This window comes from Allobosea sp. GW821-FHT03A12, from assembly GCF_058986765.1.
On sequence record NZ_JBYSVZ010000004.1, the window covers coordinates 628,308 to 645,246 of the forward strand.

12 protein-coding genes are annotated in these 16,939 nt (G+C 68.1%); 6 read left to right on the forward strand and 6 right to left on the reverse strand.

What is annotated here, in order from left to right; genetic code table 11:
* Positions 1-4: 4 nt before the first annotated feature.
* A complete protein-coding gene (locus tag AC3WLC_RS17260) occupies positions 5-1,264 on the reverse strand; it encodes a PAAR domain-containing protein (RefSeq protein ID WP_493685130.1) in 1,260 nt (419 codons plus the stop codon).
* A 9-nt stretch (positions 1,265-1,273) separates the two neighbouring features.
* On the reverse strand, positions 1,274-1,663 hold the full coding sequence (locus AC3WLC_RS17265; protein WP_493685131.1) for a hypothetical protein: 390 nt from the start codon (positions 1,661-1,663) through the stop codon (positions 1,274-1,276).
* 200 nt (positions 1,664-1,863) lie between these two features.
* Here AC3WLC_RS17265 and tssK point away from each other — a divergent pair, with 200 nt between their 5' ends.
* Genes tssK through AC3WLC_RS17295 form a run of 6 tightly spaced genes read left to right on the forward strand, consistent with a single transcriptional unit; the run spans position 1,864 to position 11,909 of the window.
* Positions 1,864-3,201, forward strand: a complete 1,338-nt coding sequence (tssK, locus tag AC3WLC_RS17270) for a type VI secretion system baseplate subunit TssK (protein ID WP_493685132.1) — start codon at positions 1,864-1,866, stop codon at positions 3,199-3,201.
* A complete protein-coding gene (icmH, locus tag AC3WLC_RS17275) occupies positions 3,198-4,745 on the forward strand; it encodes a type IVB secretion system protein IcmH/DotU (RefSeq protein ID WP_493685133.1) in 1,548 nt (515 codons plus the stop codon). The genes tssK and icmH overlap by 4 nt, the downstream gene beginning before the upstream one ends.
* A 31-nt stretch (positions 4,746-4,776) precedes the next feature.
* Positions 4,777-8,442: a type VI secretion system membrane subunit TssM gene (tssM, locus tag AC3WLC_RS17280; protein ID WP_493685134.1), complete on the forward strand. Its 3,666-nt coding sequence runs from the start codon at positions 4,777-4,779 to the stop codon at positions 8,440-8,442.
* Between the two features lie 13 nt (positions 8,443-8,455).
* Positions 8,456-9,148: a type VI secretion system-associated protein TagF gene (gene tagF, locus AC3WLC_RS17285; protein ID WP_493685135.1), complete on the forward strand. Its 693-nt coding sequence runs from the start codon at positions 8,456-8,458 to the stop codon at positions 9,146-9,148.
* Positions 9,145-9,942 (forward strand): PP2C family protein-serine/threonine phosphatase, encoded by a 798-nt coding sequence (locus AC3WLC_RS17290; protein ID WP_493685136.1) that lies wholly within the window; start codon positions 9,145-9,147, stop codon positions 9,940-9,942. Before tagF ends, AC3WLC_RS17290 begins: the two co-directional genes overlap by 4 nt.
* On the forward strand, positions 9,939-11,909 hold the full coding sequence (locus AC3WLC_RS17295) for a serine/threonine-protein kinase (protein ID WP_493685137.1): 1,971 nt from the start codon (positions 9,939-9,941) through the stop codon (positions 11,907-11,909). Before AC3WLC_RS17290 ends, AC3WLC_RS17295 begins: the two co-directional genes overlap by 4 nt.
* Positions 11,910-12,059: 150 nt before the next feature.
* On the opposite strand, the gene AC3WLC_RS17300 is transcribed toward AC3WLC_RS17295, so the two are convergent.
* From AC3WLC_RS17300 to AC3WLC_RS17315, 4 genes are all read right to left on the reverse strand, one after another.
* Positions 12,060-12,338 (reverse strand): hypothetical protein, encoded by a 279-nt coding sequence (locus AC3WLC_RS17300; protein ID WP_346362771.1) that lies wholly within the window; start codon positions 12,336-12,338, stop codon positions 12,060-12,062.
* Positions 12,339-12,452: 114 nt separating this feature from the next.
* Entirely contained in the window at positions 12,453-13,982 is a 1,530-nt protein-coding gene (locus AC3WLC_RS17305; RefSeq protein WP_493685138.1) for a transglycosylase SLT domain-containing protein, read from the reverse strand.
* Between the two features lie 130 nt (positions 13,983-14,112).
* Positions 14,113-15,732, reverse strand: a complete 1,620-nt coding sequence (locus tag AC3WLC_RS17310; protein WP_493685401.1) for a methyltransferase regulatory domain-containing protein — start codon at positions 15,730-15,732, stop codon at positions 14,113-14,115.
* The gene (locus tag AC3WLC_RS17315; protein ID WP_493685139.1) at positions 15,726-16,922 is read right to left on the reverse strand and encodes an OmpA family protein; all 1,197 of its coding nucleotides are present in this window, start codon (positions 16,920-16,922) and stop codon (positions 15,726-15,728) included. The genes AC3WLC_RS17310 and AC3WLC_RS17315 overlap by 7 nt, the downstream gene beginning before the upstream one ends.
* Positions 16,923-16,939 lie beyond the last annotated feature (17 nt).

Here is a 16,939-nt window from a genome sequence, read left to right on the forward strand (position 1 = left end):
CATCTCAGCCGCCGATCAGCACGGTCGGCTCGCCCATGGCGATCTTGTTCGGCGGCCCGACCGCCTCGATGATCGTGTCGCCCATGCGGCAAAGCGGCAGGCCGTTGACCAGCACGGTCTGCGAGCCGTCGATCACCACGCCCGGCCCATGCGGCGGGATCGGCAGCGGCGTCGCACACATATGAATGTCGGCGCCGCCGGCAGCGCTCGTGATCGTCGAGCCCATAGTGGTAGCGGCCGTCGCCTTGACACCCTCCTCCGCAGTCTTTGCGGCGGCCGCGCCTGGCGTTGGGGCGGCAGCCACCGTCGCCGCCTCTGCAGTTGCGATCGCTGCGTCCGAGGTTGCCTTGGCGGACTGGATCCCCGCCGCGGCGGCGGCCGGAACGCCGCGCCAGGCGGGCTTGCTACCGATGACCACGTTGAAGCTTCCCGGCCCTGGCGTCAGCATGCCGGGCAGCGGATGGATGACGGGATCGAGAATGCGGGCCGCGGGGCGACCGGCGCCGCCTCCCCCACCTCCGCCTCCTCCCCCGCCACCGCCGCCACCCCCGGCTCCAGCACCACCGGCTGCAGCCGCGGTCACCGCCGCGCTGCTCATGAAGGCCTTGGCGTTCCTGTCCGCCGACGCGGTAAGCACCGCGAAGGCGGCATCCCGGTTCGGCGGCAGCGATGCCACCGGAATACCGTTGATGGTCGCGTTCGGTGCAAGCTTGCCGGCAGCGGCTGCAGCCATCACCGTCGGCAACTCGACGGCCCAGAACACCTTCTGGACCGGCTGGCCCATCATCAGCATGACGTGGACCGGTCCCTCGAGGCTCTCGGCGAACTCACGCGAGGCATCGCCCCAGAACGAATCCTGCAGCGACTTGGCATCGCCCTCGACCCCGTAGAGCAGCTCGTTCGCCGCCATCGCGGTTGCCCTTTGCGGATCGGTCGCCGGCAGCCAGGAGCCCGTTTGAAGTTTCTCGATCACCTCGTCGTCGTCGACACCCGTCAGGCCGAACGCCTGAGCGAGCGCGAGCTGAAATGGGCGGCTCATGAGGAAGGCCGCACGGGGCGTGTCGTCGATCAGGGCGTATCCGGTCGCCTCCTGCGCTTCGGCGACTACGTCCTCAGCCCTCGCCGCCTTCGAGCCGAGGCGGGAATAGAGGATCGCTCCCGGGCCGGCTGCGGTCGCCGGGACCTCGCGGGCCAGCGCGATGAGATCCGCAACGCTCGGTTTCGCTCCCTTCAGACGCGCGATCGCGTCGGCAGCCGTCGTCATCGCGTCACCTCAGAAGATCTCGACCCGCCGGTCTTCGGCGACGAAGTCGACACCGAGGATCGGCTTTCCGAACAATTGGCCGGCATGGAGCATGGCATAGGCGCGCAGATGGTCCTCGATGCGTCTGAGCATCGCAGCGGTGAAGATCACGCGCCCGTATTCGGATGCTGCCAGCCTGCCTCCCAGATGCGACATCACCACCCGCCTGCGCCCCTGGGCATCGCGCTCGCCGGCATAACGGTAGCCGCCGTGGAACACCGGAAATCCGGGCGCGAGGACGCGGAACGCCCAGGGCCCGCCGGGGTAGAGGTCACGATCGAGATTGATGACTTGCCAGCCATCCTCGTCGATCGGGAACCGCCCGCTGCGATCGTAGTCTGGCGCTTGATCCTGGTTCATCCTGCTGCCCCGATAGGTGACGGTCGGTCGGCTGCCTCTCACGCTACATCCATCTGCGCGCACTTGCGATCATTTCGCAGCGCCCCGGCGAAATCCGTCCTGAAACCGCCAATGGTCGAGGCAGCGATGACATTGCAATGGTGACGCTCGGGAACGAGCCGTATAGTGTCTTGGATAGGCCTTGAGATAGCGAGAACCGGATGTCGTGGTACAGTAAGGTCGTCTGGTCCGAAGGCTTGTTCCTGCGGCCGCATCACCTGCAGCAGAACGATCGCTATCTCGAGAATCTGCTGGAGAACCGCGTCCGGCACGTCACGCCTTATCCGTGGGGGTTCTCGGTGCTCGAGATCGACCGCGACCTGGCGCAGCAGAGCCGCATCGGGCTCCGACGCGCCGTCGGCGTGATGCCGGACGGCACGCCGTTCGCCATGCCGGACAACTCGCCCTTGCCGCCCGCCATCGAGGTGCCGGAGAACGCCGCCGGCCAGATCGCCTGGCTGTCTCTGCCGCTCGCCGCCTCCAATACCCGCGAGGTCGAGGACAGCCTGAACGGCTCGGCCAGCCGCTTCTATCCGGCCACCGAGATGCTGATCGACTCGACCGCCTCGCTGCGCGTCGACGAGGAGATCGACATCGCCCATCCGCGCTTCGGCCTGGAGCTGCGCAAGACCGGCAAGCCGGGCTATGTCGGCCTGGCGCTCGGCCGTATCCTCGAAGTGCGCGACCGCGCGATCCTGTTCGACGAGAAGTTCGCCCCGCCCGTGCTGCTCTGCTCGGCCCACCCGGTGGTCGACGGCTGGATGGACCGCGTCATCGGCTGGATCGACAACAAGCTGGAGGAGCTCGCCCGCTACGCCGCCGACCCGACCGCCGGCGGCGGCCTGCAGAGCGCCGACTATTTCATCCTGCAATTGCTCAACCGGCACATCCCGGTTCTCAAGCACATGCGCGGCTCGCGTTTCGTCCATCCCGAGCGCCTGTTCATCACCCTGCTCGCCATCGCGGGGGAGCTTGCGACCTTCACCACCGCCGAGCGCCGCGCCCGCGACTATCCGGCCTATGATCATGACGACCTGGAAGGCTGCTTCACCCCGGTGGTGCGCGACATCCAGGACTTCCTCTCGGCCCAGCTCGGCCGCCGCGCCATCCGGCTGGAGATCGTCGAGCGGGCGCAGAACGCCTTCATGTCGACGATCCGCGACCGCGCCCTGATGCGCAATGCGACGCTGATCCTGGAAGTCGCGGCGCGCCGGCCGCTGACCGAGATCCAGTCGCAGTTCCCGCATCTGTTCAAGGTTGGTCCGAACACCAAGATGAACGAGATCGTCCATGCCCATCTGCCGGGCATCAATCTCGTCCACCTGCCGACGCCGCCGCCCCAGATCCGGGCGCTGACCGACCACGTCTATTTCTATCTCGACCGCACCTCGCCGCTCTGGCCGGAGTTCAGCACGGCGAGCTCGATCGGCATGCATTTCTCCGGTGACTGGCCCGATCTCGAAATGGAGCTCTGGGCCGTGCTCGAGGGCAGGCGATGAGCAATGACGGCTCCGATCCGTTCGGCCGCTCGGACCGGACCTTCATCCGGCCGAATCCGGCTGGACGGCGCGTGCCGTCGCCCTCGCGCCCGGCGGATGCCGCCCCGAGCTACCCGCCGCAAGGGCAACCCTATCCGCCCCAGGGCCAGCCTTACCCACCGCCGAACGCGCCCTACCCGCCTCCGCCTGCCGGCTATCCCCCGCAGCCCTCGCCCTATGCCCCGTCGGGCGCGCCGCAATATCCCAGTGCCGCGCCCTCGCCGGGCGTGCCCGGCGGCGAGGAGTGGATGTCGCAGCCGCAGCCGCGGCCGAGCGCGCCGCCCCCCCAGCCGCAGGGCTATGTGCCGCAGGCCCTGCCCAAGCGCGAGCAGATGCTCACGCCGAACACCAATCCGCTGCTGAAGGCCGCCGGCCCGCTCCTGCTCCTGCTCGGGCGCCTGCGCGCCAATCTCTCCCGAGCACCGGCGACGCAGATGATCGGCCAGGTCGGCGAGACGATCGAGGCCTTCGACCACGAGGTCCGGGCAGCCGGCTTCACCGCCGAGCAGACGCGCACCGCCAAATACATCATCTGCGCCTTCGCCGACGACATCGTCCAGAACATCCCGGGCGAGGAGCGCCATGTCTGGACGCAGTACAGCATGCTCTCGCGCTTCTTCGGCGAGCGGACCGGTGGCGTGCGCTTCTTCGAGGAGCTCGAGCGCGCCAAGCGTGATCCGAGCGTCAATTACGACCTGCTCGAGCTGATGCATGTCTGCCTGACGCTCGGCTTCGAGGGCGTGCACCGCACCTCGGCCGGCGGCTCCGCCAACCTGCAGATGATCCAGCGCAATCTGTTCGAGACGCTGCGGCGGGTGAAGCAGCCCGATCCGGAACTGTCGCCGCGCTGGCAGGGCCAGGCCCTGACCGCCCGGCTCGCCGGCTTCAAGATTCCGGTCTGGTCGGTCGCGGCCGTCGCCGCGGTCGCTGTGCTCGGCCTGTATTTCATCTTCCGCGCCCTGCTCGGCGGCAATGCCGAGGCTTCGGCCAGCGCCTTGCTCGCGGTGCATCCCAAGGGCGACATCGAGATCATCCGCAGGGTCGCAGCCCGGCCGCCTCCGCCGCTGCCGCAGCCCCCGCCGGCGCAGCAGCCCAAGGTCTGCGGCACGGTGCAGCCGCCGATCACCTGCGAGGTGACGCCGAACCTGATCATCGTGCGCCTGATGGGCATCACCCTGTTCGATCCCGGCCAGGCGGTGGTGCGCGATGAGTTCAGGCCACTGATCGAGCGGATCTCGACCGTGCTCAACGAGGAAGGCGGCACGATCAAGGTCGTCGGCCACTCCGACTCCGACCCGATCCGATCCGCCCGCTTCCCCAACAATCTCGAATTGTCGAAGGCGCGCTCCGCGGCGGTCGGCGCTCTCCTCAAGACCAGACTGAAACAGCCGGATCGCATCAGCACCGACGGCAAGGGCTCCGACGTGCCGATCGACACCAACGCAACCGCGGCCGGCAAGGCGAAGAACCGACGCGTCGAGATCCTGATCCAGCGCAACGGCTAGGACGGACGACGATGCAGGAGACGGGTAGACGATGAATCTTGCGACGTGGCTCAGGATCGCAGCCATCTTCGTCGGCGCGCTGGCGCTGACGCTGCTGATCTGGTTCGGCGGCCCCTTCGTCGCCTTCGGCGAGGTGCGCCCGTTCGAGTCGTTCTGGGTCAGGCTGCCGATCGCGCTCACCCTGATGCTGGGCGCGCTCGGCTGGATCGCCTGGATCGTGATCAAGCGGCGCAAGGCCGTCGCCGCGCTCTCGGAAGCGATGGCGAAGGAGGAAAGCCAGACCGGTGACGGAGCTGCCCTCTCCGCCGCCATGCGCGATGCGCTCGCGACGCTCCGGCGCACCCGCGGCAAGGATGGCGGCGATTATCTCTACGACCTGCCCTGGTACGTCATCATCGGCCCGCCCGGCGCCGGCAAGACCACGGCGCTGATCAATTCCGGGCTGAAATTCCCGCTCGCCCGCGGCGGCCAGACGCCGGCCGCGGTCGCCGGCGCCGGCGGCACGCGCTATTGCGACTGGTGGTTCGCCGAGGACGCGGTACTGATCGACACCGCCGGCCGCTACACCACGCAGGATACCGATACGCGGGCCGAGCGCACGAGCTGGCTTGGCTTCCTCGATCTGCTCAAGGCCAACCGTCCGCGCCAGCCGATCAACGGCGTCATCGTCGCGATCAGCATCGAGGACCTGCTGACCTCCTCGCAGGAGGAGATCATTGCCCATGCCGATGCGATCCGCGCCCGCCTGCTCGAGCTCAACGAGCGCCTCAAGGTCGATTTCCCGGTTTATGCGGTCTTCACCAAAGCCGACCTGATCGCCGGCTTCAACGAGTTCTTCGCCGCGCTCTCGGAGCCGCAGCGGCGCATGGTCTGGGGCCACACCTTCCAGACCGTCGACAAGACCCGCAACATGATCGGCGACGTGCCGCCGGAGTTCGACGCGCTGATCGAACGGCTGAACGAGCGGCTCTCCGACCGCCTGCAGGACGAGCACAACCCGACCTCGCGTGCCAAGCTCTTCGGCCTGCCGAGCCAGATGGCGACGTTGAAGCCTGTTATCATCGACTTCCTCGGCCGCGTCTTCGAGCCGACGCGCTATCAATCGAGCGCGACCTTGCGCGGCTTCTACTTCACCTCCGGCACCCAGGAAGGCACGCCGATCGACCAGCTGATCGGCGCGCTCTCGCGCAATTTCGGCAGCGATCACGCCGATTCCGGCTCCTATTCCGGCCGCGGCAAGAGCTTCTTCCTGACCGATCTGATCCAGAAGGTGATCATTGGCGAATCCGGCTGGGTCTCGACCGACCTGCGCGCCGCCCGCCGCTCCACCCTGCTGCGCATCGCCGGCTTCAGCGCGATCGCGCTGGTCTCGCTGGCGCTCGGCGGCATGTGGTGGACGAGCTATGCCCGCAACAGCGACCTGATCAACCAGACCAATTACGGCCTCGCCGACTACCGCTCCAGCGCCGCCCCGGTGCTACAGGAGACCACCCTCTCCGACCGCAATTTCAGCCGCGTCCTGCCGCTGCTCCACAAGCTTCGCCACATGCCGGCCGGCTACGCCGACAAGGACGAGCCGACGCCGGTCGCCGCCACCTTCGGCCTCAGCCAGCGCGAGCGCCTGCAATCGGCGACGCAGGAGAGCTATCATCAGGCGCTGGAGCGGCTGCTGCGCTCGCGCGTCATCTTCCGCCTGGAGGAGCAGCTCGAAGCCAACGTCAACAATCCCGGCTTCATCTACGAAGCGCTCAAGGTCTATCTGATGGTCGGCGGCCGCGCCCCGCTCGACCGCGACCTCGTCCTCGCCTGGATGCGGCAGGACTGGGCCGAGAACCTCTTCCCCGGTGCCGCCAACGCCAAGGGTCGCGAGGCGCTGGAGGAGCATCTGGTCGCGCTGCTCGACCTCGACGACGGCAGCGAACCGGTGGTCAAGCTCAACCAGCCATTGATCGAGAGCAGCCAGCGCACTCTGCGCCGGCTCAGCATCGCCGAGCGCGCCTACGAGTTGCTGCGCACGCAAGGGCGCAACGCCGCCCGTGACTGGGTCGCGGCGATCCGTGGCGGCTCCGATGCCCGGCTGGTCTTCGAGGGTGTTTCCGGCGAGGATCTGGATTCGATCCGGGTACCGTATTTCTACACCTATGACGGCTTCCAGGGCGCCTTCGTCGACCGGCTCGGCGATATCGGCGAGCGCATCGAGAAGGAGCGCTGGGTCCTCGGCGACAATGCCGACCAGGCGGCGATCACCTCGCAATATGCCAGCCTGTTCCAGGACCTGCTCAAGCTCTATGCCCGCGACTTCACCGCCTCCTGGCAGAAGGCCTTGCGCCGGCTGAAGCTGCGGCCGCTCAATGCCGACAAGCCGAAATACATCGCGCTCTCGGCCATCTCGGCGCCGACCTCGCCCTTCAAGCAATTGCTCGAATCGATCCGCGACGAGACGCAGCTCACCAAGGAGCGGGCGGCAAAGCGGCCTGCGGCAGCGCAGGCGGCCGAGAAGATGGCCGGGCAAGTCGCCGACAAGGCTGCGAAGACGCTGGAGGAGCGCGCCAACTACTCGCTCAGCCGCCTCGGCACCAGCTTGCCGCTCAGCGCGCCCGGCGTCGATCGCGTCATTGCCGGCGGTGGCGGCGGCGAGGCGCTCGGCGCCAATATCGAGGCGCAGTTCAAGGCTTTCCATGTCCTCGTCGAGGGCGATGGCGGTAAGCGGCCGGTCGACCAGGCGCTGCAGATCTTCGCCGAGATCAACCAGAACCTCGCGATGGCCGCGACCACGCCGGCACAGGCGGCGGCGGCCAACGCCGCGCTGGTGCCGCTGATCGCCTCGCTGCGCGGCAACTCCTCGCGCTACCCGGCGCCGTTCGACGCGATGATCGTTGCTGCCGTCAACGATTTCGAGGGCGACGCCACCGGCGCGACCGTCTCGCTGCTGCGCCAAGCGCTGGCCAGCGAGGTCACCGGCCGCTGCTCCAGCCTGCTCGCCAATCGCTATCCCTTCGCCAAGGGCAGCACGAGCGAGATCGGCCTTGCCGACTTCGCCCAGCTCTTCGCGCCGGGCACCGGTGCGATGGACAAGTTCATGAAGGAGCGGCTCGACCCCTATATCGACAAGTCCGGCCAGAACTGGAGCTGGCGCCAGGACAGCCGCGTCGCCCGCGCCCTCTCGCCGACGACCTTGCGCGAGTTCCAGCGCGCCAGCGACATCCGCGAAGCCTTCTTCCCAACCGGCGGCAACCTGCCGAACTTCCAGATGGTGGTGGTGCCGACCACCCTCTCCTCCGACGCCTCCGGCGCCAAGCTCGAGATCAACGGCTTCACGGTGGCGAGCCAGCAGGGCGTCAACACGCCGACGCCGGTGATGTGGCCTGGCGGCGGCCTCGCCAAGACCTCGATCACGCTGACGATCGGCGGCGCCGCTGCCGCCAACAACAATGCCGGCGGCATCTTCGGTGGCGGCTTCTTCTCCAACAGCCCGACGCCTGCGGCGCCGACCGAGGTGAAGATGTTCGACCGCACCGGCGTCTGGTCGTTCTTCCGCCTGCTCGATGCCGGCTCGGTGCTGCGCCAGGGCGACAACGTCGTCTTCACCCTTGCCGCCGGCGGCCGTCAGATCGGCTACCAGTTCGGTGTCGGCTCGCTGAAGAACCCGCTGGTGCTGCCGGCGCTGCGTGAAATCCGTTGTCCGGCGGGGATTTGAGATGGCGTGTGGATTGTTCGGGAAGCTTCCGGGCAAGCGGGATTTCATCGCGCTGAATGCGCCGACGGCCTTCCTGTCGGCCTATGAGCGCTGGCTCCAGGGCGGCCTCACCGCCAGCCGGGTCGAGCTTGGCGGCGGCTGGCAGGATGCCTTTCTCAACGCCCCGATCTGGCGCTTCTGGTTCGGCAGCGCCTTCTGCGGCACCACGGTCGCCGGGGCCTTCATGCCCTCCGTCGACGGCATCGGCCGCTATTTCCCGCTGACCGTCTTCGCCCTCGGCGGCCCCGGCGCCGCGATCCCGCCGCCGGAGCTCGACCCCCAGGATGCCTGGTTCGCCCAGGCCGAGGACTTCCTCCTGCGCGCGCTCGAACCCGAGGCGAGCTTCGAGGCCGTCTCACACGCGCTGGGCGGGCTCGCTTTGCCCAATGACGATCTCAAGGCGGCCCCGCCCGCCGACATGGTGCGCCTCTCCGACGGCACCATCGTCAGCGCCCTCGATTCCGCCACCTTCCCGGCCCGGCTCTCGGCGCTGCGCGTCGAGGACCATACCCGCGCCTATGCCCATGCCAGCTATCTCTGGACCATCGGCGGCGACGATTTCGAACCGCTCGCTTTAGTCGGCCACGGCCTGCCGAGCCCCTATCTCTTCACCGGTCTCCTGACCGGCCGCTTCGACGCTTTCCTCGGCGCAGGATCGACCGCATGAACGAGCACCGCACCGGCTCTTCCTTCGAGACCGGCGCGGTCAGCCATGCCGGGCGCGTGCGCAGCCACAACGAGGACAATCTGGTGGTCCGGCCCGAATACGGGCTCTGGGCCGTCGCCGACGGCATGGGCGGCCATCAGAACGGCGCCATGGCGAGCGCGACCGTGGCGGCAAGCCTGTCGGCCGTCGGCCAGGCCGCCTCCGCCGCCGAATTGCTCGACCGGCTCGAACGCAGCGTGGTCGAGGCCAATACGGAACTGCGCCGCAAGATCCGCGAGCATGACGGCGCCACCATGGGCGCGACGCTCGCCGTGCTGCTTGCCCATGGCCGCCATTTCGCCTGCGTCTGGTGCGGCGACAGCCGCGTCTATCTCATCCGCGGCGGGCAGATCACCCAGGTCACCCGCGACCATACCGAGGCGCAGGACATGATCGAACGCGGCCTGCTCACGATCGAGGAGGCGCGGACCTGGCCGCGGCGCCATGTCATCACCCGCGCCATCGGCGTCCATGACCGGCCCGAGCTCGACATCGACCATGGCGAGCTCGAAGGCGGCGACGTCTTCGTGCTCTGCTCGGACGGGCTCACCGACCATGTCCGCGACGAGGAGATTCTGCGCGCGGCCGTCTCCAGCGGCGCCCAGGCTGCCTGCGATGCCCTGCTTGCGTTGACGCTGGAGCGCGGCGCCACCGACAATGTCACCGTGATCGTGGTGCGCTATCATCACGACGGCGGAGCTGAAAAGACGCGCTGGGTGCCGAACATGCGCCAGCGCAGGAGCGATGCGTCATGAGCGATTCCGACCGTACCGTCTTCATGCCGCGCACGGGCCTGGCGCCCGGCGTGCGGCTGAACGGCATCTACGAGATCGAGCGCCTGATCGCCACCGGCGGCATGGGCGAGGTCTATCAGGGCCGCGCCATCCAGACCGGCGATGCCGTCGCGATCAAGATCGTACGCTCCGATATGGCGCAGGACGCCAACGTCATCGCCCTGTTCCGCAACGAGGCGTCGGCGCTGCACAACCTCTACAACGAGGCGATCGTCCGCTATTACGTCTTCACCGTCGACCCGGCGACGCAGGCGACCTATCTCGCCATGGAGTTCGTCGACGGCAAGTCGCTCTCCGACCTGTTGAAGCAGGGCCCGCTGCCCTTCGAGGAGGTCGACCTGCTGCGCCGGCGCATCGCGTCCGGCCTGCATGCCGCCCATATGCTGGGGATCACCCATCGCGACGTCTCGCCGGACAACATCATCCTGCCCGGCGGCCAGGTCACGCGCGCCAAGATCATCGATTTCGGCATCGCCAAGTCGAAGCTGGCCGAGAAGACGGTGATCGGCTCCGGCTTTGCCGGCAAATACAATTATGTCTCGCCCGAGCAGCTCGGCCTCTACGGCGCCGAGGTCACCGGCAAGTCGGACATCTACAGCCTCGGCCTGGTGCTGGCCGAGGCGCTCGGCGGCCGCCCGCTCGACATGGGCGGCACGCAGATGCAGATTCTGGAGAAGCGCCGCCGCGTTCCCGATCTTGCGACGATCGACAAGCGCATCCGCCCGCTGCTGGCACGCATGCTGGCGCCCGATCCGAAGGACCGCCCGGCCGACATGGCCGAGGTCGCCTCCTGGCAGGCGAAAGGCGGCGCGAGCTCCGCTGGAGGCGGCGGGCGTGCCTTTCCCTGGGCGCTTGTCGCCGGCGTCGCGGCACTCGCGCTCCTTGCTGGTGGCGGTTTCTTCGCCTGGAAACTGCTGGGCGGCAGCACTCCGGTCCAGCAGGCGCTGAACAGCCCGCCGCCCGCCTTGAGCGACGATCGCCCGGCGCTCTCGCCGAGCGCGGGATCGAGCGCCCCCGTGCCGGAGCTGACGCCCGCGACGCCACCACCGGCAATTCCGACGCCGTCGCCGCAGCCGGCAAGCCAGAACGAGCCGCCCACGCTGCAGCCGCCGGCACCTTCCGTTCCCACTGCGCCGCCGCAACCGGCCCCGTCTTCGCAATCCCCCGCGCCCCCGACACCGGAATTGAACCCGGTACCGGCTCCGACACCACCGCCCACCACCCCGGCCGCGACAACCGGCCCGAAATCGCCACCGGCCGCGCCGCCGCCAGCCTCGTCGGCGCCAGAGCCCGAGCCGCGCACCGCCGCCGAGCGGACGGCCCGCTATGTGGCGGATTACAACGGCGGCGCCTGCTTCTTCCTGTGGCCGACGACGATCGCCGACAAGCGCACCACGGTCGAAGGCTTCGGCAGCACGGCCGAACCCTTCGTAAGCTTCGACGCGGCCTTCAAGAAGGCGCAGGGCTACGAGGCGCAGATCAGCCTGCGCACTGTCACCGCCGCCCAATGCCCGATGGTGGATTTCCTGCGCCAACTCGGCCGCGGCATCGACCGCAGCCCGGTCATGCAGATCGGCGCCTTCACCATGAAGAGCGGCGAGACGCTCTCCGGCACGGTCGAGAGCGATCCGAACAAGAATCTCGACATTCTGCTGATCGGCGATGACGGGCTGGTCTACAATCTCGCCAACTACACACGCCGCGAAGGCGGCAAGGCGAGCTTCAACCTGAAGCTGGAATCGACGGCGGCTTCAGGGGCTCCGGTCAGGCCGCAGACTGTGCTTGCTCTGGTGAGCTCGGCGCCGCTGCCGTCGCTGTCGGGCCCGAACCCGGCCCCCGCCGGCGACATCTTTCCCGGCCTGCACCAGGACATCGCCCGCGCCGGCGGCAAGGTCGGCGTCGGAATCAAATATTTCCGGATCGAGTGAACTGATGAAGGCCTCAACGTCGTGCTCGCCCTTGTGGCGAGCATCCACGTCTTGGACGCCAAACGGGATCGGTGATCCGAAGACGTGGATGGTCGGGACAAGCCCGACCATGACGACAAGCGGCAACCTCTGTGAGGTATTCGCCCGCCATCAATCCTCGCGGTAGAGCTCGCCCCACTCGTCCTGCCAGAGACCTTCGGTGTCCTCGACGACGATCGGCGCCTTGATCTCGTTGGCGAGGCGCACCGCCGAGCGGAAGCCCTCGACCGGCTCGAGCTCATCGCTGACGAAGTCATTGGCGAGATGGCCCGCCGCCAGCTCCGCCGGACAGGCAATGCGGGCGAAGGTCTTGCCGTCGCGCTGGCCGAGGCTCAGCGTGATGGCATCGGGCTGCGGCTCATCGACCTGCTCGAACCGGTTCTTCGCCATCGTCGTCTCCTCGCCCCTGCGGTGGGTTGATCATGGGCCATGGCCACGCCCGCGGCAAATCCGCAGCGGCCGCAACCACTTTGGCCGGACCTGGCCAGTATTCGCCTTCCATCCCTATTTCTGTCGTGCCGGCGCCGGGGCGGTCGCCGGCCCGCCGCGCACGACCTTGTAGCGGTCGAGCCTGACCTTGATCATCTCGTCGAACTTCTTGTGCACCTCGGAGACCGAGAGCGTCTTGGTCTCGCCGCCGGCCTGGGCGTAGAAGATCGGCCGGTTGGCCTCGGCCGGCTTCGGCAGCAGGGCCGCTGCGCTGGCGCCAGGCGTCTCCTCCATCGTCTCGATGAAGGTCTGGGCGGCGTCGGGCCCAAGGAAATGGATCAGGTAGATCTCGCCGCCGGTGAGATGGCGCCCCATCGCCTTCTCCAGCCGGAGCGTGTCGCGCTTCAGCATCTCTCCCGCCAGCAGCGCCGAGAGATAGGGCTCGCGCCTGAGATCGAGGATGCGCTGGCGCTCATTGGCGTCGGCGATGACGAACTGCCGACCGTTGCGGCTGATCAGCGCCGCTTCCGCGACCATACCGTGCTTGCGGCCGAACTCGAAGATCACGCCGAACCAGGTCTGCTCGATGAACTGGTAGAGCCCGGTCGCCGAGGAGGTCTTGGCCTTCACCTCCGTCGCGAACGAGGATTCCTTGTCGGCGACCGCCATCAGCAGCGTCGGGTCGGCGCCGACGACGCGCCCTGCCCTGACGATCATCTCGACCAGATGCCGGCGGATCTTGATCGGCCCGAAGGTCAGGATCTGGTTGGGATCGCCGCTATAGTTGATCGGTGCCTGCGGCAGCTGGCTGCGCGGGCCGGCCACGGGAGCGCCCGGCTTGCCCGGCAAGGTCGGCGGCACCAGGATGATGTTCGACGGCGGCATCACCGGGATCGGCAGCGCCGGCTGGTTCGGCATCTCCGATGCGACCTGCTCCTTGATCGCCGCGAGCGTGGGATCGGCGTTCAGCGCGAACTGCGTCGCCTGCCTGGCAGCCTCGAGATCGCCCTCGACCGAGGACAGGATCAGCGACGGCCGGGTCGGCGCCCTCAGTGATGGCGCCTCGACGCTCTCGATCGGCTCGAAGCCACCGGTCACCTCGGTGGAACCGGGCTTCAGCGTCGCGACGGCGACACCGCCGGCGATCGCCAGCACGAGCGCACCCCCGCCGACCAACGAAACAAGCCGAAGCCGCGAGCCGCCATCCGCGACCGCGAAGGGCACGCCGGCGGCGACATTGGTGGCAGTGGCGCCGCCGGCCACGGCCTTCTGCGCCAGCACCAGCCAATCCGGCGGCTTGCCGCCCTTGCTGGCGGCTTCCTGCAGGTCGGCGATCATCCGGCGCGCCTGCTGGGCCGGAACGTCCGCCTCACGCTCCAGCGTCGTGGCCGCACTGCGCGCGCCCTGCTCGGTCAGCGCCTTCAGCGCGAAGAACCAGAGCTGGAGCGAGATGCGCCGGCTCTCCAGCGGCGTGCCCTGGCAGGGCGAGACCAGGAAGTTGCAATGCGGGCAGGCATAGGCGCGCAGCTTCACCCGCGGCGCGAAGGCCGAGGTCTTGCCGCAGGCCGAGCAGGCCAGCGTCGTGCCGCCCCGCTGCGCCCGCATGATGGTTTCGAGGCAGGCATCCTCCTGGAATGCGGCCTGAAACTGCTTGAAGCGCTGCCCCATCCTTCACTACCGCTGCTGCCGCGCCTCGCCATACGCAGCCGGCGTGGCCTCGACAAGCCTCGACGTCTCAGCCTGCCAGCAGAGCCAGCCGCGCGACATCCTTCAAATGCATGTCGACCTCCGCCTCCGTCGCCTGTTTCGGCAGGGCCGGACCGCCTCGGCCCGACGCATGCGCTTCGCTCAGGAAGGCGTTGAGCTCGTCGAGCAGCATCGTCTGCGTGCGCGTCCCATCGAGCAGGCTGACGAATTTGCGCACCACCACGCCGTCGAGCGCAACCGCGCGATGGCGCAGATCGGTGACTTCGTGGCTTGCCAGCGCCTGGCGCCGCGCCAGGCGGCTCGCGACCGGCCGCTCGCTGATCATCGTCGCCAGCCGATGCGGCTCCAGGGCGATCTCAAGCAGCCCGGCCCGGTAGATCGCGGTCAGCGCCTCATTCAGACGTTCGATCTCGCGCTCGCGATCGGAGCCGGCTCCGGCCTCCCGCAGCGCCAGGGCGACCAGCTCGTCATAACGGATATTGCCCGGCCAGGTCCGGCCGAGCGCCCGCAAGGCCGCCTTGCCGGCCGGCAGATCGACGGCGAGACGGACGCCATCGGCGAACAGGAAGCTCGCTGCCCCCGGCCGCTTCTCGTCCACCTTGTCCACTTCTTCCTGGACATTGGCGGCGAGATGATAGGGCGCGAAGCTGAAGCCGGCGAGGCCGCGATGCAGCGCGATGCCGGTACGGCAGAGCAGGGTCTGGCGGAAGCAGCGGCCGATCAGCAGATCGAGCGCCTGCTCCTGCCGCAGCGGCTCGGAGATCGGGATCGCGTTCAGCACCTGCTGCGCCGGCCCGCGCGCGCCGCCGAAATTGTTCGGGAACGAGGTCTCGGCCAGGAATTGCAGCCCATGCGGCTCGGCTGCAGCCAGCACTTCGTGCAGGGCGAAGGCGCGTGCCCCGGGGTTGAGATCGTCATGGTAGAGGACGTTGTCCGGGATGTCCTCGATCTGCTTCGCCCGCTCGCGCAGCGCCGCGCCATGGAAGGTCTCGGCATCGGTCGCCTCGGCGAAGCGCTTGATCGCCTCTCGCGCCACCCTGACCTTCTCGACGGGATCGTCGATCTCGCGCGTCTCGAACAGCATGACGTCGCGGGCGATATCGCGCAGGCGGCAGCCCGGCAGGGCATTGTAGCTGACATAGGCGATGCCCTGCGGGGCCAGCAATTCGCCGAAGAGCGCCATGATCCGCTCGCGCACCGGCTGCGGCACCCAGGAATAGACGCCATGGACGAGAATGTAGTCGAACTGGCCGAGATCTGCCGTCACGGCCATGATGTCGCGCTGTTCGAAGCTGAGATTGCTCAGTCCCAGCTCAGCCGCCTCGGCCTTGGCGCGCGCGATCGCCCGCCCGCTGAGGTCGATGCCGACGAGCTTGGCGCCTGGGCATTGCAGCGCCATCGGGATCAGATTGCCGCCGCTGCCGCAGCCGAGCTCCAGCACCCGCATCGTCGCGGTTGGCGCGGGGTTCATGCCGTGGATATGCGCGATCGTCGCCAGATGCGCGGGGTGCGTCTGCGAGAAGGCGTGCCCGGGATAGGCGACCGCGTCATAAGGGTTCGTCGCGAAGTCTTTCATGGCCATGTCGTTCATCACGGAATTCCGTCTATCCCGTTCGTATCGTTGCGGATTCTGCGGCGCGGTCAGCAGCCGATCACCTTGAACTCGACGCGGCGGTCGAGCGCGTCGCTGGCATCGTCCTTGCCGGTGCCGACCAGATTCTCGTTGTAGCCACGCCCGCTCGCAATCATGCGTCCCCGGCTGTCCGGCGCGCCGGCCTGAAGCAGGTCCATCACATATTGCGCCCGCAGCACCGAGAGGCGTTCGTTGACCTGCGGCAGACCGGTGCGCGAGGTGTGGCCGACGACCTCGAGGCAGGCGCCCTTCTGCTTGGCGCGGGTCGCGATCTGGCTCAGCCACATCGGATAAGGCTCGGTGATCTCAGGATTGGCGATGAATTGGGTCGAGCCGGGCTGGAACAGCAGCTTGACCATCAGCTGGTTGCCGGAAAGGCCGCTGTCGACGAGGTCGCCGAAAGCTTCGACCGCATCGTCCTTGCGCCCAAGCTTGCTGGAAGAGAGATAGGCGCCGATGCGGACGCGATGCTGGTCGCCGCCCGGCAGTACCCGTGCCGTCCGGTAGAAGGCGAGCGCCTCGCGATAATGCCGCGCCTCGTATTCGAGGATGCCGTCATTGATCAGCGCTGCGACGTTGAGGCGCTCGGCATAGAGCGGATCGATCGCGTCGCCGAGCTTCGTGCCCTGGCAGGTCTTGATATAGACCTCGGTCGCCGGGTCCTTCGACCACATCGGCGAGTCCCGGTAATAGGTCGTAGGCGTAACGTCGACGCCCTCGGGCTTGGCCCGGGCGACGCCCTTCGACACCACCCGCTTCGATTTCATGTCCAGCAGTGTCAGGCAGATCCGGTAGGCATCGCGCGCGCCCTTAGCATCCCCGGCATTGTTGACCGCGGTGAAGGTCCCGACCAGCACCGCCGGATTGCGCGCCAGCGCCTCGGCCGAGAAGGGCTGCACCTGGAAGCGCGGATAGGACCGGCCGACCAGTTCGATCAGGCTCTGCTGCATCGAGCGTGTCGAGTTTGATTGCGCGCCGGAGACGCCATCGATCAACGGGTCGATCACCAGCGCGACTCGCTCTCCCTCGACCTGCGCCTTGGAGAACAGATCGTTGGCAGCCCGCTCAAGCGCCTGCGGAAACGGAATGGGCGTCGGAGCGGCCGCCGGGGCCGGGCTCGGGGCTGGCTGCGTCTGGGCCAGGGCCGCAGCCGGCAAGGCCAGCAGCGCCAGCAAGATCATGCGGACGAGCGGAGAACGACGCATCGAAGCCCCCAATTGCA